At 63.4% G+C, this 21,956-nt stretch carries 27 protein-coding genes and 1 pseudogene; 15 read left to right on the top strand and 13 right to left on the bottom strand.

Annotation, left to right across the window (positions count from 1 at the left end):
• Positions 1-118 precede the first annotated feature (118 nt).
• Positions 119-448 (bottom strand): hypothetical protein, encoded by a 330-nt coding sequence (locus tag MLB1_RS22565; protein ID WP_180752086.1) that lies wholly within the window; start codon positions 446-448, stop codon positions 119-121.
• Between the two features lie 383 nt (positions 449-831).
• Here MLB1_RS22565 and MLB1_RS22560 point away from each other — a divergent pair, with 383 nt between their 5' ends.
• Both MLB1_RS22560 and MLB1_RS22555 read left to right on the top strand, forming a co-directional pair.
• Positions 832-993 carry a hypothetical protein gene (locus tag MLB1_RS22560; protein ID WP_180752085.1) on the top strand — a complete coding sequence of 54 codons (162 nt, stop codon included), beginning with the start codon at positions 832-834 and terminating at the stop codon, positions 991-993.
• Positions 994-1,090: 97 nt separating this feature from the next.
• Positions 1,091-2,611, top strand: coding sequence for a multicopper oxidase family protein (locus MLB1_RS22555; RefSeq protein ID WP_180752084.1), 1,521 nt, complete (start codon positions 1,091-1,093; stop codon positions 2,609-2,611).
• 57 nt (positions 2,612-2,668) lie between these two features.
• Here MLB1_RS22555 and MLB1_RS22550 read toward each other — a convergent pair whose 3' ends face one another.
• Positions 2,669-3,673, bottom strand: a complete 1,005-nt coding sequence (locus MLB1_RS22550) for a hypothetical protein (RefSeq protein ID WP_180752083.1) — start codon at positions 3,671-3,673, stop codon at positions 2,669-2,671.
• Positions 3,673-3,981 carry a hypothetical protein gene (locus MLB1_RS22545; protein ID WP_180752082.1) on the bottom strand — a complete coding sequence of 103 codons (309 nt, stop codon included), beginning with the start codon at positions 3,979-3,981 and terminating at the stop codon, positions 3,673-3,675. Before MLB1_RS22545 ends, MLB1_RS22550 begins: the two co-directional genes overlap by 1 nt.
• A gap of 332 nt (positions 3,982-4,313) precedes the next feature.
• Here MLB1_RS22545 and MLB1_RS22540 point away from each other — a divergent pair, with 332 nt between their 5' ends.
• Positions 4,314-4,679: a VOC family protein gene (locus MLB1_RS22540; protein WP_180752081.1), complete on the top strand. Its 366-nt coding sequence runs from the start codon at positions 4,314-4,316 to the stop codon at positions 4,677-4,679.
• Between the two features lie 7 nt (positions 4,680-4,686).
• Here MLB1_RS22540 and MLB1_RS22535 read toward each other — a convergent pair.
• Positions 4,687-4,860: pseudogene (locus MLB1_RS22535) on the bottom strand (VOC family protein); the annotation flags it as partial.
• Between the two features lie 85 nt (positions 4,861-4,945).
• Between MLB1_RS22535 and MLB1_RS22530 the strand changes: the two are divergent.
• Positions 4,946-6,061, top strand: coding sequence for a hypothetical protein (locus MLB1_RS22530; protein ID WP_180752080.1), 1,116 nt, complete (start codon positions 4,946-4,948; stop codon positions 6,059-6,061).
• A 60-nt stretch (positions 6,062-6,121) separates the two neighbouring features.
• Here MLB1_RS22530 and MLB1_RS22525 read toward each other — a convergent pair whose 3' ends face one another.
• Both MLB1_RS22525 and ychF read right to left on the bottom strand, forming a co-directional pair.
• Positions 6,122-6,895, bottom strand: coding sequence for a hypothetical protein (locus MLB1_RS22525; protein WP_180752079.1), 774 nt, complete (start codon positions 6,893-6,895; stop codon positions 6,122-6,124).
• 30 nt (positions 6,896-6,925) lie between these two features.
• Positions 6,926-7,999: a redox-regulated ATPase YchF gene (ychF, locus tag MLB1_RS22520; protein ID WP_180752078.1), complete on the bottom strand. Its 1,074-nt coding sequence runs from the start codon at positions 7,997-7,999 to the stop codon at positions 6,926-6,928.
• A 29-nt stretch (positions 8,000-8,028) separates the two neighbouring features.
• On the opposite strand from ychF, the gene MLB1_RS22515 reads away from it, so the two are divergent.
• Positions 8,029-8,376, top strand: coding sequence for a DUF488 family protein (locus tag MLB1_RS22515; RefSeq protein WP_180752077.1), 348 nt, complete (start codon positions 8,029-8,031; stop codon positions 8,374-8,376).
• Positions 8,377-8,378: 2 nt separating this feature from the next.
• Here MLB1_RS22515 and MLB1_RS22510 read toward each other — a convergent pair whose 3' ends face one another.
• The 4 genes from MLB1_RS22510 to MLB1_RS22495 all read right to left on the bottom strand — a co-directional run bounded on the left by MLB1_RS22510 (position 8,379) and on the right by MLB1_RS22495 (position 9,788).
• Positions 8,379-8,684, bottom strand: coding sequence for a hypothetical protein (locus MLB1_RS22510; RefSeq protein ID WP_180752076.1), 306 nt, complete (start codon positions 8,682-8,684; stop codon positions 8,379-8,381).
• A gap of 66 nt (positions 8,685-8,750) precedes the next feature.
• A complete protein-coding gene (locus MLB1_RS22505) occupies positions 8,751-9,116 on the bottom strand; it encodes a hypothetical protein (RefSeq protein WP_180752075.1) in 366 nt (121 codons plus the stop codon).
• Positions 9,117-9,205: 89 nt separating this feature from the next.
• Positions 9,206-9,427 carry a PspC domain-containing protein gene (locus tag MLB1_RS22500; RefSeq protein WP_180752074.1) on the bottom strand — a complete coding sequence of 74 codons (222 nt, stop codon included), beginning with the start codon at positions 9,425-9,427 and terminating at the stop codon, positions 9,206-9,208.
• A 37-nt stretch (positions 9,428-9,464) separates the two neighbouring features.
• Positions 9,465-9,788, bottom strand: coding sequence for a hypothetical protein (locus tag MLB1_RS22495; RefSeq protein WP_180752073.1), 324 nt, complete (start codon positions 9,786-9,788; stop codon positions 9,465-9,467).
• A 120-nt stretch (positions 9,789-9,908) separates the two neighbouring features.
• Between MLB1_RS22495 and MLB1_RS22490 the strand changes: the two genes are divergently transcribed.
• From MLB1_RS22490 to MLB1_RS22480, 3 genes are all read left to right on the top strand, one after another.
• Positions 9,909-12,179: a carbon starvation CstA family protein gene (locus MLB1_RS22490; RefSeq protein ID WP_180752072.1), complete on the top strand. Its 2,271-nt coding sequence runs from the start codon at positions 9,909-9,911 to the stop codon at positions 12,177-12,179.
• Positions 12,176-12,355 (top strand): YbdD/YjiX family protein, encoded by a 180-nt coding sequence (locus tag MLB1_RS22485; protein ID WP_180752071.1) that lies wholly within the window; start codon positions 12,176-12,178, stop codon positions 12,353-12,355. Before MLB1_RS22490 ends, MLB1_RS22485 begins: the two co-directional genes overlap by 4 nt.
• A 62-nt stretch (positions 12,356-12,417) precedes the next feature.
• Positions 12,418-13,353, top strand: coding sequence for a DUF6542 domain-containing protein (locus MLB1_RS22480; RefSeq protein ID WP_180752070.1), 936 nt, complete (start codon positions 12,418-12,420; stop codon positions 13,351-13,353).
• A gap of 6 nt (positions 13,354-13,359) precedes the next feature.
• Here the strand turns inward: MLB1_RS22480 and MLB1_RS22475 are convergent, their stop codons facing one another.
• On the bottom strand, positions 13,360-14,358 hold the full coding sequence (locus MLB1_RS22475; protein WP_180752069.1) for a 4-hydroxy-3-methylbut-2-enyl diphosphate reductase: 999 nt from the start codon (positions 14,356-14,358) through the stop codon (positions 13,360-13,362).
• A 60-nt stretch (positions 14,359-14,418) separates the two neighbouring features.
• Between MLB1_RS22475 and MLB1_RS22470 the strand changes: the two genes are divergently transcribed.
• The 4 genes from MLB1_RS22470 (at position 14,419) to MLB1_RS22455 (ending at position 17,555) form a co-directional block, all read left to right on the top strand.
• Positions 14,419-15,135, top strand: a complete 717-nt coding sequence (locus MLB1_RS22470; protein WP_180752068.1) for a lipid droplet-associated protein — start codon at positions 14,419-14,421, stop codon at positions 15,133-15,135.
• A complete protein-coding gene (gene xseA / locus MLB1_RS22465; RefSeq protein WP_180752067.1) occupies positions 15,128-16,360 on the top strand; it encodes an exodeoxyribonuclease VII large subunit in 1,233 nt (410 codons plus the stop codon). Before MLB1_RS22470 ends, xseA begins: the two co-directional genes overlap by 8 nt.
• Positions 16,357-16,551: an exodeoxyribonuclease VII small subunit gene (locus tag MLB1_RS22460; protein ID WP_180752066.1), complete on the top strand. Its 195-nt coding sequence runs from the start codon at positions 16,357-16,359 to the stop codon at positions 16,549-16,551. The genes xseA and MLB1_RS22460 overlap by 4 nt, the downstream gene beginning before the upstream one ends.
• A gap of 104 nt (positions 16,552-16,655) precedes the next feature.
• Complete coding sequence (locus MLB1_RS22455; RefSeq protein WP_180752065.1) at positions 16,656-17,555, top strand: DUF559 domain-containing protein; 900 nt, start codon at positions 16,656-16,658, stop codon at positions 17,553-17,555.
• Between the two features lie 8 nt (positions 17,556-17,563).
• On the opposite strand, the gene MLB1_RS22450 is transcribed toward MLB1_RS22455, so the two are convergent.
• Complete coding sequence (locus MLB1_RS22450) at positions 17,564-18,190, bottom strand: DUF4245 domain-containing protein (protein WP_180752064.1); 627 nt, start codon at positions 18,188-18,190, stop codon at positions 17,564-17,566.
• Between the two features lie 32 nt (positions 18,191-18,222).
• On the opposite strand from MLB1_RS22450, the gene glpX reads away from it, so the two are divergent.
• Genes glpX through MLB1_RS22435 form a run of 3 tightly spaced genes read left to right on the top strand, consistent with a single transcriptional unit; the run spans position 18,223 to position 21,055 of the window.
• A complete protein-coding gene (gene glpX / locus MLB1_RS22445) occupies positions 18,223-19,251 on the top strand; it encodes a class II fructose-bisphosphatase (protein WP_180752063.1) in 1,029 nt (342 codons plus the stop codon).
• Positions 19,252-19,281: 30 nt separating this feature from the next.
• Complete coding sequence (locus MLB1_RS22440; protein WP_180752062.1) at positions 19,282-20,676, top strand: class II fumarate hydratase; 1,395 nt, start codon at positions 19,282-19,284, stop codon at positions 20,674-20,676.
• Between the two features lie 49 nt (positions 20,677-20,725).
• Complete coding sequence (locus MLB1_RS22435) at positions 20,726-21,055, top strand: hypothetical protein (protein ID WP_219603479.1); 330 nt, start codon at positions 20,726-20,728, stop codon at positions 21,053-21,055.
• 2 nt (positions 21,056-21,057) lie between these two features.
• On the opposite strand, the gene MLB1_RS22430 is transcribed toward MLB1_RS22435, so the two are convergent.
• On the bottom strand, positions 21,058-21,924 hold the full coding sequence (locus tag MLB1_RS22430; protein ID WP_180752061.1) for a polysaccharide deacetylase family protein: 867 nt from the start codon (positions 21,922-21,924) through the stop codon (positions 21,058-21,060).
• Between the last annotated feature and the right edge of the window lie 32 nt (positions 21,925-21,956).

The following is a 21,956-nucleotide window of genomic DNA, read 5'->3' as shown; positions in this document are numbered from 1 at the left end:
ACAAGCCATAGCCGACCGCTGCCACTGCTGCGGCGCACCCTGGTCGGCATAACCGCCAGGCTAGCACGATTTTGCATACCCTCATGGGGTATGTGACCTGATTGCTACCTATCCGTGGTCAGCACTCAACACTGACATGCATGACTCGGTAATCCACTACCTGCACCAGCGGACTGGTGGGATCGGCAGCGCGTACGCGCTGCCAGCGATACGCCGACCTCCCCTCACGCACCGAGGTCGCAATGCACTCGTTCAGTGGTGCGCTGCCCCGACGGTCGATGACAACCTTGTCGCCCCTGGCCTTCAGGGACGCGATGACGGCATTGGCGTTCCCAAGATTCTTGGGGCCCGCGTCGGCGATCGGTGCACCGACAACGGCAATGACACCTGCGGTTGCGGCGGCCACACCGAGGCCGCCGATGCGGTGGAAAATAAGGCGTCCATACATAACTGATTCCCTACGTCTGCGCCGCACTCCATGCGGCGAAGCCTTCAATGACGGCGTCGTGCGGCGGACGGCGCGAGGCCCGTCACCGCAGGGCCTTCGTCAGCGTCGGCTCACGCAGATCTGTTGCAGGCGGCCACGACCTCCAGCCATCGCCATGTACACAAGACGACGCGGCGGTGGCGCACGTATCGCGCGGACCCGTAACGGGTGCAGCACAAGGATCATGGTCATGACCAGCGCCGTAGCCCACAGCAATCGGAATGAATTGCCGGAGCGAATTTTTCCCGCGATCACATCGAAGATCTGGCTGGAGAAGTCCTCGGCCGTCCGACCGATGTGATGGCTCGCGTCCTCGAGGCACCGGACGCGGCTCCGATGGAGTGATGCGACATGACCGGGAGCGCGGTTTCGGCGGCGACGGTGCAATGAAGAATGGGAAGGGCGGCGATCACGCCTACGACGATGACGGCGATCCATCGCCATCGCGGCTGTCGGCCGATATTCAGCACGTCAGAGCCTGCGCACGAATGCCCGACACGACGTAGCCCCGCCACACCGGTTGCAGTTCGCCATTGGACGGCAACACATTGCGACCGTAGCATACAGTTGCCTAAATATACCCCTACGGGGTATATAGAATGCATGACGCCACGCATGTCACCGCCACTTGGCCGACGCGAACTCCTCCGAATGGGCATGACGATTGCCGCCGCCGGGTTCCTCGCGTCCTGCACCAAAAGCCCCGCGGGAACTGGCGCACCACAACGAATTACCGCGGACTCTCCACGGGTTTCAGCCGTCGAGGCGGCTCGCCGTGGCGCCTCGGCCGGGGTGCGGCAGGTGACCCTTACCCCCGCCCCTACCCAGATCGACCTTGCGGGAACTCCGGCATCCACATGGGCATACGGAGGACGGGTACCCGGCCAAGAGATTCGTGTTCGCCAGGGCGAAATACTCCGCGTGCAAACAGTCAACAACCTCCCCGCGCCCACCACGGTGCACTGGCATGGCCTCGCGCTGCGCAATGACATGGATGGGGTGCCCGGCCTCACTCAGCCGGAAATCCCGCCGACAGGAGTGTTCGACTACGAGTTCGCGGTACCGCACGCGGGGACGTACTGGTTCCACCCCCACGTCGGAACGCAAATCGATCGCGGGCTCTACGCGCCGCTGATCATCGAGGATCCCGATGAAGGTGCCAACTATGACCACGAACTGGTGGTAATCCTCGACGATTGGATCGACGGCACCGGCACTGATCCCGACCAAGTGCTGGAAGGGCTACGCGCCAAAGGAATGCCGCCTATGGATCACTCCATGGGCGGCATGGGAGCGGACCCGACTGCGCCACTCGGCATGGACAGCGGTGATGTGACGTACCCCTACTACCTCATCAATGGACGGGTGACGGCCGATCCGCAGGCGACGACCTACCGCGCCGGACAACGAGTGCGGTTGCGCATCATCAACGCGGGCGGGGATACAGCGTTCCGAATCAGCATTCCCGGCGTACCCATGACCGTCACCCACACCGACGGCTTCCCAGTGCAGGCATACAAGGCCGACACAATCCTGCTCACCATGGGAGAACGAGTCGACGCCGTGGTCACCATCCCGGGTTCGTCGGTGCCGCTGGTGGCCGTGCCCGAGGGGAAAAACGGCTTCGCCCAATTGATTCTGCGTTCGGGCGATACACCGGTTCGCGGGCGCGCCGAGGACGCCGCGATGCTGATGAAGTCCCAGATGCCGCTGGATACTGCGACACTGACCGCCGCCCCTGAGGTTCAACTTCAGCGTCGCGAACCCGATGTCACTCATGACGTGCGCTTGGCCGGCCCAACCGGTAAGTACACGTGGACCATCAACGGCAAAACCTACGATCCTCGGGATGGTCTGCCCGTGCGTGAGGGTCAGCGTGTACGGCTGCGGTTCGTCAACGACTCAATGATGTTTCACCCGATGCATCTGCATGGACACACATTTGCGGTGCGCGATTCCAACGGAGGTTTTCGCGCCCGCAAGGACACGGTCCTGGTGGCTCCGATGAAAACCGTCCAAGTGGACTTCGATGCCGACAACCCCGGGCAGTGGCTTACCCACTGCCACAACATCTATCACGGCGAGTCCGGAATGATGGCCGTGGTGTCCTACGTGCAGGACTAGTACCCCTGCGGTGAAGCATCGGCGTCGCCGGGCTCATGCATCTAATTCGATTGGTTCTCAAGCATATTGCGCCGTGTCAGACGTCTGATTCGTGGACGAAGTGGACGTACTCACCGAGGTCGAGCGGGTTGCCGTCGCCGGCAGGTAGTAATGCAGTTCGAACTGCGAGTCCGTGGCCCCGGCGGCCGAGCCACCGTACAAGGTGCTGTTGTGCGATCCGCCGGATTCGAAGTTGACTCCATTGGGGAGCGTGGCCGCCATGTGTGAGTTCATGCCGCCACCGCCACGGTGAATGCCGACGTTGTACGCGCCCGGCATGTATCCCTTCTTGAAGCCAAGTGCCTCAAAGTCGGATTCGGTGGTGAAATACCTTGTGCTCTGCGGCTTTCCGGTTGCAGCCGCAAAGACCGCGGACTGCGCGCCCGAGCAGTCGTATCCGGGACCGGTGCCGCCGTAGACGTACGCGCGCCCGTCTCCGACTGACTGCGCCAATGCGATTGCCTTGGCGGCCGCTTCGGTCGTGCCCGCAGAGTCTGCGGCATCGCTGACGGTCGCCGCTGCCTGCGCCACCGGCTTGTCCATCACCGCAAGCCTTATGGCAAAAGCGATTTCGTCATCCACGGTCATCGCTTGGATCATGACGTTGGTGACCCGCTGCTGGAAGCCGAGCAGAACTCCCATGGACTGCGGCGATAGTTCGTGGCCCTTCTTGAAAGCGCAGGCGCCGCTGTCGTCCACCTCGATCTGCTTGCCCTCGGCCTCGTCCAGCAGCTCCACGAGCCGCTTCTTGACCTGGCGGACACCGGTTTCGGCCGTCGAGAGGGCGCGCGCCACCACCGCGGACTCACTGCCATCGGCTTCAATATCCGTACGCGCCTTACCGGCTGCCGCGGTGAGGGCGTCAGCCGTTTCGCCCTTCCAATCGGACAGGCGATTGTTCATCTGCTGGATATTGCATCCGAAGGTGTCGAGCGTCCCTTGACGCTTCTTGCAGACCTCGAACACCGCCGCGAGAGATGGCGCGTCCCATCGAAGGATGTCGGGAACAGTCAGTAGCCCCATCACACCTCCCGCGTCTCGCCCGGAGGTTGCAAACCTTCGAGGTCCAGATTCAGAAACTGCTTGGACGCGTCGTTCAGGATCTGTCCTACATTGCCCATACGTTCTTCATGCTCGAAATGGCGCGTCTCCCACCGCTCCATCAGATCTTCGAGTGCCGATAGTGAGGAGCCGACCCACCCTTCGGCGTGAGCGCGGATATCGCGGGCATGCTTGGCGAGATCAGCCGCCGCATCGCTGGTTGCATTGGACGCGTTCCAGGCGCCAAGATGCACGGATTCGGGGTCAATACGAACCTCGCGTGATGACATACAGAACCCTCCAAGCAACCCTTTAGGCGGCAGGCTACCCCACTGTAAGCATCCCCCGGAAGTCTGACAACGGGCGTTTCAGCCTGTTGCGCCAGCTCACAGCAATAGGTTGCTGCAGTCGATTAGCTGAGTGACCGAAACTCACAGATAAATCCTCAATTACCTGCATTGATGCAGCACTACAAACGTTGTAGAGGATTTTCACAACGGTCACTGCAGATGTAGTGGGCAATCGGTTGCGCTGCCTAGAGGTGGCTATCGTGGCCCGCGGGTTCGACACTTGAGCGCGGCAGGCATGGCTAACGATTCGCATATGCACTCACAATGACAGGGTGACGAATCGCTGGTTTGGACTCACCATCGACTGCGCGGACCCCGCGCGGCTCTCGTTGTTCTGGAGTGCACTGCTCGACCTGCCACCTTCTGCCGAACACGGTGACGATCCGGGGTGGGCGACACTGGGCACGCGCAACGGCGATCAACCGCGAATCACCTTTCAGCGCGTGTCAGAAGCGAAGACCTCGAAGGTGCGGCTTCATCTCGACGTTGAGGTCGATGATATCGAGGTTGCGCGCGCTCACGTCGAGGGCCTGGGTGGATCCTGGTCGGGCGATCGCCATGACTATGACGAGGGCGTAGTGCTCGTCATGCTTGATCCCGAAGGGCATGAGTTTTGCCTCGTCCAGTTCTACAACTGACGACAGGTCATACTCCGAACTTGGCGCGCGCTAGGTCCGTGACCTGAGTGAACAGATCGACGAGATTCCCGTCGGGGTCCCGGAACAGCAACGCGCGGTTCCCCCACGGCATTGTCGTCGGCTCGGTCAGCCCGTCATGCTCAGCTGCTGGGCGAAGCGTCTTGTCCGCTGCACGGCACTGGTCTGTTGTATGCCTGGTTCAGCGCCGACCCCCTGGTTTCGCTCGCCAGTGGGTCATTGTCGTACGTGTTCTTTAACATGCGTTTATGGCCCAGATGTCTGACGATTCCAGCGTCCCACCGTGGAGGGGCAGCGAGACGCCCGCCGCCGATCTCCGCACCCAAACGCACGGCTTGCTAACGACGCTCGCTGATGCCTTCCGCACGGCATCCGGAGACTCCGATGTCCCAGGTCATCTGCACGCAGAAGACATCGACAGGTTGAGGAAGATTTTCAACCCCGGACAATGTCGCGCCATTGGCGAATTTACGAGTGAACTAAAAGAACTTCTATTCAATTCTCCGCTAGAGTTTCCCAGCTTTCGCGAGAATGGCGGCGATGTTTACATGGTCGAGTTTATGGATAATGCGCTGTTAGACGACCTCAATCGGGCCGTCTCCCACTTTTTCACGAAAGCAGGCGAAAAAGAACTATCACCGGATCCTAATACTCTAACCCATTACCTCCAGACGTGGAATGCTCAGCTCAACTCCACAATCCAGGTAGCCGCCCAGAAAGAACAGAGGCCCTCGACTACAGCTGCCCTCTACCGCTGGGCAGGAAAGCTTCAGGAGTCCGGCAGCAAGTTTACTCAAGCACTTGACCTTGCGCAGACGGCAGCGATTGCGCATGAGGCCGCCGTGGAAGCGACCTACGCTAGAGACGCAGCCCGTCGTGCTGCATCCGAAACTGGCGCTTTAACCATGGGCACCCACTTTTGGCAGATAGCTACCGCCGAAGGCAAAAGCGCGTGGATGTGGACTTTGGTGGCATTCGGATCTGTATTTGCTGTCATCGGACTAGGCATCTGGATCGCCTCAAGTCTTGACACGTCGAAATGGATGGAAACAGTCGTCCATCTTGTCGTTATTTTACCCATAGTAGGCGCCGCATCCTACGCCTCAAGAATTGCTCGGCATCATCGGCTTCTCGCCCGATGGGCCAAAACAGCGTCGGTCCAAATCAATTCTGTCGAGGCATTCTCAAAACAACTTTCCTCGCCCCAGAACCGTGACAAACTGATACTTGAACTGGGTCGGAATATTTTTTCGACTCCGACATACGGCGATGATGCCAAGGGAGACCAGTTGTCGGCAGTGCCAGTCGAAATACTCGACACGCTGAAGGAAATTGTACAGAGACTCCCTAACCGACCTGCCTGATAAGCACGCAAAAGTCCTCACTTTCGCAGCTAAGTTACTGCCTACACGTTGAAACGGAAACTAGACCGGGTACTGCTCCAACTCACTGCGATAATCGTGCTCCAGCCCCAAACGTTCCTGCCACTCGTCCACCAAGTGACTGGCGCTATCACACGCCCATTGCGCAATGCCCGCGCCCAGCACCTTATTGGGAAATCGGGGCGGACCAACCGGCTGTTGATTTTCGCCAGCACGGTCCATCACGCGGACGAACGACTTTTGCAGATCGACCGTGTTGGCACTTTCAGAGTTAAAGTGCATCAAGGTATTCCGGAGTTCAATCAGTGCGGCTACGTCCTGCAGCGGCCCTCGCCCCAGGTCGAACGTCGATTTCCCTGCACATAGCAGCGCGAGCTGGTACTTGCGGATTATCGAGATCCTGTCGCTGGGAACCGCACCACCCTTCCACAGCTCCCGCATCTGCTCGAGTGCCCTGTCTGTCAGTCCCCGGGTACGCGGACTACCGCCAGGTTTGTCGGCCGCGTCGGAGAATAGTTCGTTGACGAACCCCTCCAAGAACATCACCGATGAGACGACGGCGTTGATCGCGTCAGCTCTATGCCCCGGGTCAAGACGATGAGTTCCTTCCGCGACGAGATTCGCCTCACGCTCGGCACACATGCGTGCGGAGCGGCGCGCGGACCACAAGGCGTGCACGCTCATGTACACCCGTGCCAATCCGTTTTTTCCGCCGCCGTGGAACGTCACGGGATCCCACCCCAGGAGGTACACCTCGACTATTGCGCTGTCGGAGCCGATGCCCGTGTCTCCCGCCGACTCCACCTGATCATCCATAGGCGCCCTCGAGCCTGTCAGTTCTTAGATCTAGACATTGAACCGGAACTCGACCACGTCACCATCGACCATGACGTACTCCTTGCCCTCCATCCGCACCTTCCCGGCGGACTTGGCGGCTGCCATCGAACCCGCCTCGACGAGGTCGTCGAAGGACACCACTTCGGCCTTGATGAAGCCCTTTTCGAAATCGGTGTGGATGACGCCGGCCGCCTTCGGCGCGGTGTCTCCCTGATGAATCGTCCACGCCCGCGCCTCTTTTGGTCCGGCGGTCAGGTACGTCTGCAGCTTCAACGTATGGAAACCCGCATGTGCCAACGCATCCAGGCCCCGCTCGGTCTGCCCGATCGACTCCAATAGCTCGGCAGCGGACTCCTCGTCCAGCTCCTGCAGTTCCGACTCGATCTTCGCGTCGAGGAACACCGCATCGGCAGGTGCCACCAGCTCCCGCAGCTGCGCAACGCGTGCCTCGTCCCCGAGCACTCCCTCGTCGGCATTGAACACGTAGAGGAAAGGCTTGGTGGTCATCAGGTTCAGCTCGCGCACCACCGACCAGTCCTGCCCCGTCGAGAACAGCGTCTTGCCACTGTCGAGCACCTCCTGCGCGGCCTTGGCGGCATCGAAGAGCGGCTGACGGTCCTTCTTGGTCTTGGCTTCCTTCTCGAGCCGCGGCACCGCCTTCTCCAGCGTCTGCATGTCGGCGAGAATCAGCTCAGTCTCAATCACCTCGATATCGGCCGCCGGATCCACTCGGCCGTCGACGTGGACGACATCGTCGTCGGCGAATACCCGCACCACCTGGCAGATGGCGTCACACTCGCGGATGTTGGCCAGGAACTTGTTCCCGAGTCCCGCTCCTTCGGAGGCGCCCTTGACGATTCCGGCGATGTCCACGAACGTCACGGTCGCGGGCAGCGTGCGCGCCGACCCGAACACCTCCGCCAGTTTGTCCAGGCGTGGGTCCGGCAGCGGCACCACGCCTTCATTCGGCTCGATGGTCGCAAACGGGTAATTGGCCGCCAGCACGTTATTGCGGGTCAGCGCGTTGAACAGCGTCGACTTCCCGACGTTCGGCAGACCAACGATTCCCAAGTTCAGGCTCACGGGAAGGAAAGTCTACGGACAATGCTGGGGTGACCTATCGCACCAAGCGGATCTACGAGACTCCCGACCCGTCGGACGGATACCGCGTACTGGTCGACCGCCTGTGGCCACGGGGTGTGAGCAAGGCCGCCGCGCAGGTCGATCTCTGGTTCAAGGACATCGCGCCGAGCCCTGACCTGCGCGTTCGCTGGCACCATGCCGCGCCCGAGGATTGGGCCGTGTACGCGGGGGAGTATCGCGCGGAGCTCGCCACCAGCTCTGCGGTGGACACCGCGCAGGAATTCGAGCGCGAGCACGGCACCGTCACGCTGCTCTACGCCGCGAAAGACCCCGAACGCAATCACGCGATCGTGCTGCTGGATTTCCTTGGTGGTTGATATCAGCAGGTGATGTCGACGTGCATCACCCGATGATTCGACAAGATCGAGCCGCCCCAGCTGGCTCCCGGCGCGTTGATGGACGCACCCGGCGCCAACAGCCGTCCCGGGCGGACGGCGGTCGCCTTGCAATCAGCCATGGGCCCGCTCCCCACGCGGTTGACGACCACGATGTTGCCGCGCGACTCCAGGTCGGCGATCACATCGGCGGCGTTCTCCCCGTCTGGACCGGCATATGCCGACGGCGCCGCGAGAAGTGTTCCTGCGACGGTCAACGCGAACACCGCGGAAGAAAGGGTCCTGATCATGGTTGCCTCCTGTGTAGAACCGCGTTAGTGCGGCATGACTGACATGGCCGGATCACACCGACCGCATCAGCACCTGTTCACACAGCCGCTGAGCAATATCACACGGCGGTCGCGGCCAAAAATCCGTTGCCGCACAGGCGAACCCCGTGGCGCTGTGAGCAGCACGTAGCGCAGCACAAAGGCCAGCACCAGCAGCATCGCCCCCGCAAGGATCCCTCGGCACATCTTGGCGATCTGGACGACCTGAGCGAAGGCATCGACCTGAGGCGCGTCCGCCGGAGCGGCACTTGCCTCATCGTGATCGAGGGCGTACGCCGTCGTCATTGATGCGGGCTGGCCCACAACACTTCCCGGGTTCACCCCCACGAAGCACAGAACACCGGCGACAAGGACCAATACAGTAACCCGTAGGGGGTAGTCGTATGGTCGCATGCCCGCACACTACCCACGGTTTAGCCCCGTGCAGAGCCCCGTCCACCCGGTGGTTACGAAAAATTAACTTTCGAGCCCGCGGGCCGCGGTCACTGGTCCCGAGGAATGAGCACCCATAACACCAGGTAGGCCAACACCTGCGGCCCGGGAAGCAGGATCGACGCGACCGTGAGCGCCCTGACGATCGTCACATCCCATCCAAAGCGCTGCGCGATGGCCGCGCATACCCCGCCGATCATCGCCCCAGCGCGGGGGCGTCGCAGTGCAGTAGTCATGAACTCACCGTAGGCCGCCGAAACATCCTGGCGCATCAGGGAAGCCCCTGATCTTTCCCCGGAGTTTGGCGGCTCAGCATTTCAGGTCCACGTAGTAGGTTCCGTGGTCCAGCACCTTCGTGGGTGCCGTGTTGGAATCGGCACCCACGGCCCGCTCGTACCGGTAGACCGAGGGCCCCTGCCGCACCCGGGCTACCGTGCAACTCTCCAGCGGGCAATGTCCCGTACGGTTAAGAATGACGTAATTTCCCTGCGCCTCAAGAGAACTGATCACCGTCTCGGCATCGCCGTACCCTTGCGGCCCGGCATGCGCAACGGCCGCCAGCGCCACCGCCGCAACCGGAATGACCGCCACCATGGCCTCCAAAGCCGTTGCAAACCACACTGTTTTGCTCATGTCTCGACGCTATGAGCGGAGACTATGAGGGGCATCAGGGATGGCCCCGATCTTTCCCTGAACTTGAACACCGCCCCGATGTGCTGCCCGGTCATCGGCGGGCGACTTAAGGTAACGCGCATGGCCACCACCGCCGTAGAGCCCCAGGACGTGACTCCCCCACCCGGCGTCGAGCTGCTGCGGACCGATCCCGACCTGCCACCGGTCGCTGTCATCGATAACCGGGGCCCCTCGCCCACCACCCGCGTGGTGCTGGTGTTGGTGGCACTGCTGGGAGCCTTTGCCTGGACGATGATCGCGCTGCTGGGCGGCGAGCACGTCAACGCCGTCTGGTTCGTCGTCGCCGCGATCTGCACCTACCTCATCGCATACCGGTTCTACGCCAAGCTGATTGAACGCAAGCTCGTCAAACCGCGTGACGACCAGGCGACCCCCGCCGAAGCACTCGACAACGGGAAGGACTTCGTCCCCACCGACCGGCGAGTGCTTTTCGGTCACCACTTCGCCGCCATCGCCGGCGCCGGTCCCCTGGTCGGCCCGGTGCTGGCCGCTCAAATGGGGTACCTACCCGGAATCATCTGGCTTGTCGTCGGCGTCGTTCTCGCCGGCGCGGTCCAGGACTACCTGGTGCTGGTGATCTCCACCCGACGTGGCGGTCGCAGTCTTGGCCAGATGGCCCGCGACGAGATGGGGACCGTCGGTGGGGTCGCCGCGATGGTGGCGATCTTCGTCATCATGGTCATCCTGATCGCGGTCCTGGGCCTCGTCGTTGTCAACGCCCTTGGCGAAAGCCCATGGGGCGTGTTCTCCATCGCGATGACCATCCCCATCGCACTGTTCATGGGCGTATACCTGCGCTATCTGCGGCCCGGGAAGGTCACTGAAGTGACCGTCATCGGCGTGGCACTTCTGCTCGCTGCGATCATCTCCGGTCGATGGGTTGCCGAATCGGGATGGGGCGAAACACTGTTCAGCCTCGACAAGACGACCATCGCCTGGCTGATGATGTTCTATGGTTTCGCCGCCTCGGTGCTTCCCGTGTGGCTGCTGCTTGCTCCCCGCGATTACCTGTCGACCTTCATGAAGGTCGGGACAATCGCCATGCTGGCCGTCGGCATCCTGCTCGCCCGCCCGGTGGCGCAGCTGCCCGCGGTGAGCGAATTTGCCTTCAACAGCTCGGGACCGGCCTTCGCCGGATCCCTGTTCCCGTTCCTGTTCATCACCATCGCCTGCGGGGCACTCTCGGGCTTTCACTCGCTCATCGCCTCGGGCACCACGCCCAAGCTCCTGGAGAAGGAGAGCCAGGCGCGCTTCATCGGCTACGGCGGCATGCTCACCGAGTCCTTCGTTGCCGTCATGGCGTTGGTCACCGCGGCGATCCTCAATCAGCACTTGTACTTTGCGATCAACGCCCCCACTGCGGCAACCGGCGGTACCGCCGAAACCGCAGCCGCGTACGTCAACAACCTGCCGATCGGCGGACCGGATATCACCGGTGAACAGCTGACCCAAACCGCCCACGATATCGGTGAGACGTCGATCGTCTCGCGCACCGGCGGCGCCCCCACCCTGGCCATCGGAATCTCACAGGTCATGTCGGACGTATTCGGCGGCAGCGGTTTCAAGGCGTTCTGGTACCACTTCGCGATCATGTTCGAGGCGCTGTTCATCCTCACCACCGTCGATGCCGGCACCCGGGTCGCTCGCTTCATGCTGTCGGACTCCTTGGGGAACCTGGGCGGTCCGCTGCGCCGCTTCAAGGACACCTCCTGGCGGCCCGGGGCATGGATCTGCTCGGCGATCGTCGTCGGCGGCTGGGGTTCGATCCTCCTCATGGGGGTCACCGATCCCCTCGGAGGCATCAACACCTTGTTCCCGCTGTTCGGCATCGCCAACCAGCTGCTGGCCGCGATCGCCTTGACGGTGGTGTTGACGATCGTCGTCAAACAGCAGCTGTACAAGTGGGCGTGGATCCCGGCCATCCCACTGGCCTGGGATCTCACCGTCACCATGGCCGCGTCCTGGCAGAAGATCTTCTCCGCCGACCCGGCCGTCGGGTACTGGAAACAGCACCAGCTCTATGCGGCGGCCCGGGACGCCGGAATGACGAGCTTCAAGACCGCCAAGACACCCGAGGCCATCGACGCCGTGATTCGCAACACGTTCGTCCAGGGGACGCTGTCGGCTGTCTTCGCCTCGTTGGTGTTGGTCGTCGTCGCGGCCGGAATCTGGACATGCCTGCGCGCGGTGCGCTCGGGTGGTCTGCCGACCAGTGAGGATCCGGCAGTGCCCTCCAAACTCTTCGCCCCCAGCGGTTTCCTGCCCACCGACGTGGAGAAGGAAATCGAGAAACAATGGGCAGCACGCGATCTCGCAGGGACCCGAACATGAAGGTGATCAAGGGACTGGTGTGGTGGTTCACCTCTGTCATGGGAGACCACGACTACCAGCGATACGTCGAACATCTGCGGCGCCGCCACCCCAACCGTTCAGTGCCCACCGAGAGCGAATTCTGGCGTTCGCGGTACGCCGAAGCCGATACGAATCCATCGGCGAGATGCTGCTGACACAAGATCATTGACGGGCACCGTTACCGAACATCCGGCCAGACACCGGTACCTTTCAACATGTGACAGGTCAACGCGCCCGCTCATCGGTGGAGGCCGATCACCGGTCGGCGCACCCCGATATCCCGGGTGTGCCGTGGTGGGGTGCCATCCTTATCGCCGTCGCTGGTACAGCACTCGGCTTCGCAATTGACGCGATGACAAATGGTGAGAAGCTGACCGGCGCATTCGCTGGCTGCTATGCGGCGGGATGCGTCGTCGCGGTTTTCGCGGTCCGCTACGCGTCGATCTTCACCGCCGTCGTGCAACCGCCGCTCATCCTCTTCGCGAGCATTCCCGCGGCCTACATGGTCATGTCGCAGGCACCGCTTTCCGGCGGAAAGTCGACGGCCATCACCATCGGGTACCCGCTGATCGAACGGTTCCCGCTGATGATCAGCACCGCGCTGGGCGTGCTGATCATCGGGGTGGTGCGCTGGTACTGGGGAATCTTCACCGGCAAGCCCGCCAGCGATAAGCCCAAGACGTCCAAGCCGAAGGCCACAAAGGTGGCCAAGCCGAGGACAACCAGACGGACCCGGGTGCAGGCCCTGGTCGATGCCGACGCCAAGACCGCGAGCAAGACCGCGGGAAGTACCGAGAGGAGCCGCCGTCCCCGCACGGACGAGGCCACCGCTCGGACACGCCACGGACGGCACGAATCCGCGTCGCGCCGTCGTCCCACGCACGATTCCGAACCCGTCTCGCAGCGGACGCCGCTCGGCACGCCGTGGGAGGACGAACGCCCGATGCGGACCGAACGCCGTCCCGCACGGCGGGTCCGCGACGAATACGAGGATTACGGCTACGAGGAGCGGCCTCGCTACCGGGAGCCGGTCAGGGAGCCGTCAGAGCCGCCGCGCTCACACCGCCCGATAGTCCGCTACCGAGATGAGCAGCCCCCGGCACCGCGACGGCGTCGGCAGGACTCCTCCGACGCGTGGGATTACGACCGCTAGCGCGAACTAGCGCCGTGCGGCACGCAGCTCTCGAGGCAGCGAGAACACCAGCGTCTCGTTGGCCGTGGTGACCGGCTGCACCTCGCCATATCCGTACTCTGCGAGCCGCTCCAGCACCCCGCGCACCAGTACCTCCGGCACCGAGGCACCCGAGGTGACCCCGACCGTCGTCACACCCTGAAGCCAGGCTGGATCGATGTCTTCGGCGTAATCGACCAGGTACGAGGCGTGCGAGCCCGCACCGAGGGCAACCTCGACCAGACGCACCGAGTTGGACGAGTTGCGCGAACCTACGACGATCACGAGTTCACATTCGGGGGCCATCGCCTTCACCGCGACCTGACGGTTCTGGGTGGCGTAGCAGATGTCGTCGCTAGGAGGGTCCTGCAGCGTCGGGAAACGCTCCCGCAGGCGCTGGACCGTCTCCATGGTCTCGTCCACGCTCAACGTCGTCTGAGACAGCCAGATGACCTTGTTCTCGTCACGCACGGTGACCTTGTCCACCGAGCTTGGGCCGTCGACCAGCTGCACGTGGTCCGGAGCCTCACCGGCGGTACCGACGACCTCCTCATGCCCCTCGTGACCGATCAGCAGGATGTCGTAGTCGTCGCGGGCGAAACGCTTGGCTTCCTGATGCACCTTGGTGACCAGCGGGCAGGTGGCGTCGATGGTCTTCAGGTTGCGTGCCGCGGCGTCCAGGTGCACGGTCGGAGCCACACCGTGCGCGGAGAAGACGACGATCGCACCCTCGGGCACCTCATCGGTCTCCTCGACGAAGATTGCCCCCGCCTTGGCGAGGGTTTCCACCACGTAGCGGTTGTGCACGATCTCGTGACGCACATACACGGGGGCGCCATGTTTCTCCAGCGCACGCTCTACGGTCTCAACGGCACGGTCGACGCCCGCGCAGTAGCCGCGAGGCTCGGCCAGCAGCACCCGCTTGCTGGTCGAGGAGCCGACAATGGTGCTGACCATCCCCGGAGTGCCCATATCCACCGCTGCCATAGCCACCAGCTTACGGCCCACTCTTTCGCTCCACGAGCCATGTAAGGCAAGCTTGCTCCTATGATTCGTCCTCCGTACGGAGTCCGGCTGATCCTCGGGGTGGCCGCGACCGTTCTCGAAGAGACCCGCAAGCTGCCCCAGGCCGTCCTCACCTACCCCATGACAGCGGCTAGCCAAGCCGTGCAGAACTTCATGCGGTTCCAGCAGACGGTGACCGAATTGGCCATCAAGGGCGACGAGACCTGGGAAAACATCTTCCCGCCCACCGACGAGCAGCCGGAGTGGGCGACCTTCGATGAGGACGTCGACGAGCTCGATGCACCCGCGCCGGATGAGTCGCAAGCTACTGCGGTCTATGAGGATGCCGCCGAGCGCATGACGAACGGACGGTTCGCGCTGTACTCGTCGGAGCCGTCCGCGCCGTCGGTGCCCGAGCCCAAGTTGCCGTCGGCGGCCGAGGAGCCGGCAGCACCCGAGCCCAAGCCCGCAGCGAAGAAGGCCGCGCCGCGTAAGGCACCAGCGAAAAAGGCTCCCGCCAAAGCGGCACAGCAGGCTGCGTCGGTAGCGCCCGCTGAACCGGCGGATCCGAACGCCCCCGACGTCGTCATCGAGCTCGGCTACCACGATCTGACGCTGGCCCAGCTGCGGGCGCGGCTGCAGTCTCTGTCGGTGAGCGATCTGGAAGAACTGCTGACCTACGAAGACGCCCACAAGGCGCGGGCGCCTTATCAGACCTTGCTCGCGAACAGGATCACACGCGCCGCTGCCCGTGGCTGATCCGGGGACAAGCCCCGAAAACCCCTGGCCAGTCAGGGCTGTCGCCACCCGGGTAGCCAAGTGGATCGACCGCCTGGGCGTGGTGTGGGTGGAAGGCCAGCTGACGCAGATCGACATCCGGCCCGGTAGCAAGACCGTGTTCATGGTGCTGCGCGACCCGGCCGCCGATATGTCGCTGACCGTGACGTGCCCACCCGATTTGGTACGCAACGCACCGGTGAAGCTGACCGAAGGCACCCAAGTCGTGGTGTGCGGCAAGCCCAGCTTCTACACGGTACGTGGATCATTTTCGTTACGGCTCAACGATATTCGCGCGGTGGGCGTGGGCGAGCTGCTGGCCCGAATCGAACGGCTGCGTCAGCTGCTGACCGTCGAGGGGCTGTTCGATGCACGGTTGAAGCGGCAGGTTCCGTTCCTGCCTCGGTGCATCGGGCTGATCACCGGCCGCGCCAGTGCCGCCGAACACGATGTGATTTCCGTCGCGACGGCCCGATGGCCGGCGGTGCAATTCGCGGTACGCAACACCCCGGTTCAGGGCCCGCACGCGGTCGCCGAAATCGTTTCCGCGTTAAAGGCTTTGGATACCGATCCCGCCGTGGATGTGATCGTGTTGGCACGCGGCGGTGGCAGCGTGGAGGATCTGCTGCCGTTCTCCGATGAGACGCTGTGCCGCGCGATCTCGGCGTGCCGAACTCCCGTGGTCAGCGCAGTCGGGCATGAGCCGGACAATCCGCTGTCCGATCTGGTGGCCGACCTACGGGCCGCCACGCCCACCGATGCCGCCAAGAAGCTGGTGCCCGATGCCGCCGCAGAGCAGGCGTTGATCCTGGATCTGCGACGAAGGTCGGCACAGGCGTTGCGCAACTGGGTGCAGCGCGAGCAGCGCGGTCTGGATCAGATGCGTAGCCGCCCGGTGCTGGCCGATCCATTGCGGATGCTGACGACACGTCAGGACGAAATCTCCGTCGCGCGAACGGCACTGCGTCGCGACATACGGCGGCTGGTGGAATCCGAATCGCAACGGGTGAAGCATTTGTCGGCACAGCTGGCCACGCTGGGTCCGGCCGCCACCTTGGCTCGCGGGTACTCGGTGGTGCAGCGAGTACGCGACGATGGCACGGTGGAGGTGCTGCGAACGGTGGCCGATGCACCGGCCGGGGCATCGCTGCGCGTACGCGTTTCCGATGGCGCCGTGACCGCGACCGTGACAGGAGAGGGTTCATGACCAATCCCGCCGAGCTGGGCTATGAAGAAGCACGCACCGAGCTGATCGAGGTGGTGCAGCAGCTAGAGCAAGGCGGCCTGGATCTGGATACCTCGCTGGCACTCTGGGAGCGCGGCGAGGCGCTGTCCAAGCGTTGCGAAGAGCATCTGGCAGGAGCCCGCAAGCGCATCGAAGACGCGCTTGATTCCTAGTCTCTTTCGCGACGAGATGACAATGACGCTGGCGATTAGGCGGAAATCACCCGCATAGATGTCATCTCGGTGGCGTGTCAGTGGGCTATGCCAGTCTCGCGCTCATGGGGGATCCATTCATCGGCACCGAACTGCTTGGCACAGGCGACCTCAGCCGATGGAAATTGAGCGCCCGCCATACACGTGTTTATCCCGACGTGTACGTCCCGAACGGCGCCGAACCTACCGCCGCCGATCGCGCAATCGCGGCGTGGCTCTGGTCGAAAAGAACTGCGGTCATCGCCGGCTTGTCAGCGTCTGCCCTCATGGGTTCGAAATGGATAACCCCAAACACCCCAGCGGAATTGATCGTCGCTCGTCGGCACGCTCCCCGCGGAATCACGGTGCACCGTGACCAATTATCGCCCCACGAACGTACAATCCGCGACGGCGTTCCACTGACGACGGCGGCACGAACAGCATTCGACATCGGACGGCGAATGCCGTTCACCGAGGCGCTTATTCACCTCGACTCGCTTTCACGCGCGACCGGGCTCAACGCCGACGACGTACAGACATTGATCGATCATCACAACGGTGCGCGCGGCATCATGCAGCTACGTGAACTCCTTCCGCTCATCGACGGCGGAGCTGAGTCGCCGCAAGAAACGCGCACCCGGCTCGAACTGATCCGTGGCGGATTGCCCAAGCCGCAGACTCAGATTCGGGTAATCGACGAGTTCGGCTGGATATTCGCACGCATCGACATGGGCTGGGAGGAATGGAAAGTCGGCGTCGAGTTCGACGGTGCTCAACATTGGACCGACCCGGCGCAGCGCACCAAGGACATCGACCGACTCGCCGAGCTGGAAGAACTGGGCTGGCGGATCATTCGAGTGAGCAGTGACATGCTGCGCAACCGGCGAGCCACGGTCGTGAGCAGAGTCGCGGAGGCACTGACTGCGGCTGGCTGGCGTGGCGAGATGACAATCACGCGGGCGATTGTCGAGAAACGACCCGCGTAGATGTCATCTCAGCGCGGCAGTGGTTTGGCCGTCTGTACCGCGCGGGCGACGGTCTGGAAGGCCTCAGTGTTACCGGCCCCGGTGACGGCGACGGTCACCGTGTTGTCCAACCGCGTCACCCAGACCGGCTCGACACCCTCACCGCCCTCGTAGGCAACCCAGTGCACACCATCGACCTCTTCGGGTCCGCGCGGGACAAGTGAACTGTCGAGCTTCGGGACGACCTTCTCTTCGGCCGCTCCGCTTTGCACCACCGCCATGTACGCGCCCGACGGGCTCAGATACCCCACCTTGGACAGAGGCATTCCGTCGATGCTGTCCCGACCACCGGAATTCGCCTGCCATCCCTCTGGCAGCGACGGCTCCCGAACCGGGAACGGGAACTGCCGGGCATCGGCCTGCAACGCGGCGTGCGCGTCATAGGCGGGCGGCTTGCCCACCGTCGGCCCACTCGGAGTGAAGGAGCACATACCAAGCATTCCGGCCAGCAGGATGCACGCGACCACCAGCGGGGCCATCGACCAGAACATGTCGCGGCCGTCCTGGAACAGGCGCGGCTTGGCCGGCCTGGGAGCCGGGACCGCGATCCGGTCCTCGGGTCCCTCCGGCGGGGATGCATCTGCCACGCCTCCCATACTCGCAGGCGCGCATGAAACAATCACAACCCATGAGCCCGTCGCGCAGAGAAGCCCCGGACCGCAACCTGGCATTAGAACTGGTCAGAGTGACTGAGGCGGGTGCTATGGCCGCGGGCCGGTGGGTCGGCCGCGGCGAGAAGGAAAAGGGCGACGGTGCTGCCGTCGACGCCATGCGCGAGCTGGTCAACTCAGTTTCCATGCGCGGTGTGGTCGTCATCGGCGAGGGCGAGAAGGACAACGCCCCGATGCTCTACAACGGCGAAGATGTCGGCAACGGCGACGGCCCGGACTGCGATTTCGCGGTGGATCCAGTGGACGGCACCACCCTGATGAGCAAGGGCATGCCCAACGCCATTTCCGTGTTGGCGGTCTCCGAGCGCGGCACCATGTTCGACCCTTCGGCCGTCTTCTACATGGAGAAGATCGCCGTCGGCCCCGACGCCGCCGATGTCATTGACATCACGGCCCCCGTCTCCGAAAACATCAAGCGCGTCGCCAAGGTGCGCAACTGTTCGGTCTCCGATATCACCGTCTGCATCCTGGACCGGCCCCGTCACGGCGAGCTGATCCAGAACGTCCGCGATACCGGCGCCCGCATCCGCCTCATTTCCGACGGTGACGTGGCGGGTGCCATCTCGACGGCCCGCCCCAACTCGGGTACCGACATGCTGCTCGGTATCGGCGGCACCCCCGAGGGCATCATCGCCGCGGCCGCCATGCGCTGCATGGGCGGCGCCATCCACGGCAAGCTCGCACCGCGCGATGACGAGGAACGCCAGAAGGCCATCGACGCCGGCTACGACTTGGACCAGATTCTCACCACCGAGGATCTGGTGTCCGGCGAGAACGTCTTCTTCTGCGCGACCGGCGTCACCGACGGCGATCTGCTGCAGGGGGTCCGGTACTTCGGCGGCGGCTGCACGACGCAGTCGATCGTGATGCGCTCCAAGTCCGGCACCGTCCGGATGATCGACGCGTACCACCGCCTCACCAAGCTCCGCGAGTACTCCGCGGTCGACTTCACCGGCGACGACGACGCCACCCACCCCCTCCCCTGATCACTCCCTCATCGACGACGGAAGGTATCCATGTCTGAGCAGCAGTACCGCATCGAGCACGACACCATGGGCGAGGTCCGGGTGCCCGTGGAAGCACTGTGGCGCGCGCAGACTCAGCGCGCCGTCGAGAACTTCCCCATCTCGGGGCGCGGGCTTGAGCGCACCCAGATCCGTGCGCTCGGCCTGCTGAAGGGCGCCTGCGCACAGGTGAACAAGGACCTGGGCCTGCTCGCGCCGGAAAAGGCCGATGCCATCATCGCCGCCGCGGCCGAGATCGCCGACGGTAAGCAAGATGACCAATTCCCCATCGACGTGTTCCAGACCGGCTCGGGCACCAGCTCGAACATGAATGCCAACGAGGTGATCGCCTCGATCGCCGCACGCGACGGCGTGACGGTGCACCCCAATGACGACGTGAACATGTCGCAGTCGTCCAATGACACCTTCCCGACGGCCACCCACCTGGCCGCGACGGAAGCCGCTGTGCGCGACCTGATTCCCGCGCTGGAGTACCTACAGCAAGCACTGGCCACCAAGGCCAAGGCGTGGAAGACCGTGGTGAAGTCCGGCCGCACCCACCTCATGGATGCGGTGCCCGTGACGCTCGGCCAGGAGTTCGGTGGGTACGCCCGCCAGATCGAAGCCGGCGTCGAGCGGGTCAAGGCAACGCTCCCCCGCCTTGGTGAGCTGCCCATTGGCGGTACCGCTGTCGGCACCGGCCTGAACGCTCCCGACGGTTTCGGTATCAAAGTTGTTGAGGAGCTGAAGAAGTCGACGGGCCTCTCGGAACTGAAGACGGCCGCCGACTCGTTCGAGGCACAGGCCGCCCGTGATGGACTGGTCGAGGCCTCGGGTGCGCTGCGCACCATCGCGGTGTCACTGACCAAGATTGCCAACGACGTTCGGTGGATGGGCTCCGGCCCGCTCACCGGACTCGGCGAGATTCAGCTGCCCGACCTGCAGCCCGGCAGCTCGATCATGCCCGGCAAGGTGAACCCGGTGCTGCCCGAGGCAGTCACCCAGGTGGCCGCACAGGTCATCGGCAATGACGCCGCGGTATCCGTTGGCGGTCTGTCGGGTGCCTTTGAGCTCAACGTGTACATCCCCATGATGGCGCGCAACCTGCTGGAGTCGTTCACGCTGCTGGCCAACGTTTCTCGGCTGTTCGTCGACAAGTGCGTCGACGGGCTGATCGCCAACGAGGATCACCTGCGGACACTGGCAGAGTCGTCCCCGTCGATCGTCACCCCGCTGAACTCGGCGATCGGCTACGAGGAAGCAGCGGCCGTCGCCAAGGAAGCGCTCAAGGAGCGCAAGACAATCCGGCAGACGGTCATCGACCGCGGCCTCATCGGCGACAAGCTGAGCATCGAGGAACTCGACAAGCGCCTCGATGTACTCGCCATGGCGAAGGTCAAGGATTAAGACTCGGTTCGTCAGTTTCGCTCTCGTCGCCGCCGGTATCTATCAGGCGGTGACGGGGGCTTGGACGATCGTGGCTCCAGAGTCGTTCTTCGACACTCTGGGCGCATTCGGTGTGCGAAATGACCACTATCTCTTTGATTTAGGGTCATTCGCCCTTCCACTGGGGCTGGCACTGCTGGCCGCGGTGAAGTGGCCGTCGTGGCGGGTGCCGACACTGGCCATTGCGACCGGACATTGGGTGCTGCACACCGTGAGTCACCTGGTGGACACCAACCACCACCAGGGCCAGACCTTGGGATTGCTCGAAGGCCTCGGCCTGTTGGTGACGGCGGTACTGCTGGCGCTGGCGCTCTGGTTCGCCGCCGCCGAAGAGGCCTAGCGCTACTGCCCGACGGCCGGTCCGCCCGCACCCTGATTGGGCAGGTCGGTGATCGGAATGTTGGTCATCGGCAGCGGCGACGGAGTATTGGGCAGCGGCGGAATCTCGGATGCCGGAATGTCTTTCAAGAGGTTCTCCGGCGGGCCGTTGTCCCGGCTGCCATAGCTGCTGCCGGGCTCGCGTGGGCCGAGTAGCTGAGTGACGGTGACCGCATGGTAGCCGTTTGCCTTGAGCACGGGCAGAAACTGCTCGACCAGATCCACTGTGCTGGAGTAGGTGTCGTGGAACAGCACCACCGACCCCGGCTTGATCTGCGACATCAGGATGGCCCGGGTGGCATCGGTGTTCGAGTCGTTGGCCCAGTCGAACGGGATGACGTCCCAGTTGATATCGGCCAAGCCCTGCTTCTTGGCTTCGGCCAGTACCTGGTCGTTGATCAGGCCACCGGCCGTGCGGAACAGCTTCGGGCGCTGGCCGGTTGCCGCTTCGATAGCATCGCTGGCCTTGCTCAGCTGGGTTGCGATGGCTTCCGGCGGGATGGTCGTCATGTTGGGGTGCTCCCAAGTGTGACTGCCCAATTCCATCCCGGCATCCACCACGCGCTTGGCACCCGCCGGATCGCGCTGGACCTTATTACCGATCTCGAAGAAGGTCGAGTGCGCTCCGTTGGCCCGCAGTATGTCCAGCAGCCGATCGGTGAACGGGCTCGGCCCGTCGTCGAATGTCAGCGCAACACACTTCTCGCGTTGGCAGTCCACCGGCTCGGCGAGGGCGCGCTGCTTGTCCGTGACGACGATCGCGGCCGCAATCAGACTTCCTACCGCGGCCGCGACCATCGTCCAACGAAAGACGTCACGCTTGGTTAGCACACCTAACAGCTTAGTAGCCGGTTCATACCGGC

The sequence above is a fragment of the Mycobacteroides sp. LB1 genome (assembly GCF_013449725.1).
GTDB lineage: Bacteria > Actinomycetota > Actinomycetes > Mycobacteriales > Mycobacteriaceae > Mycobacterium.
The sequence above is the reverse complement of the archived record's forward strand: the minus strand, read 5'-3'. Positions and strand labels throughout refer to the sequence as shown.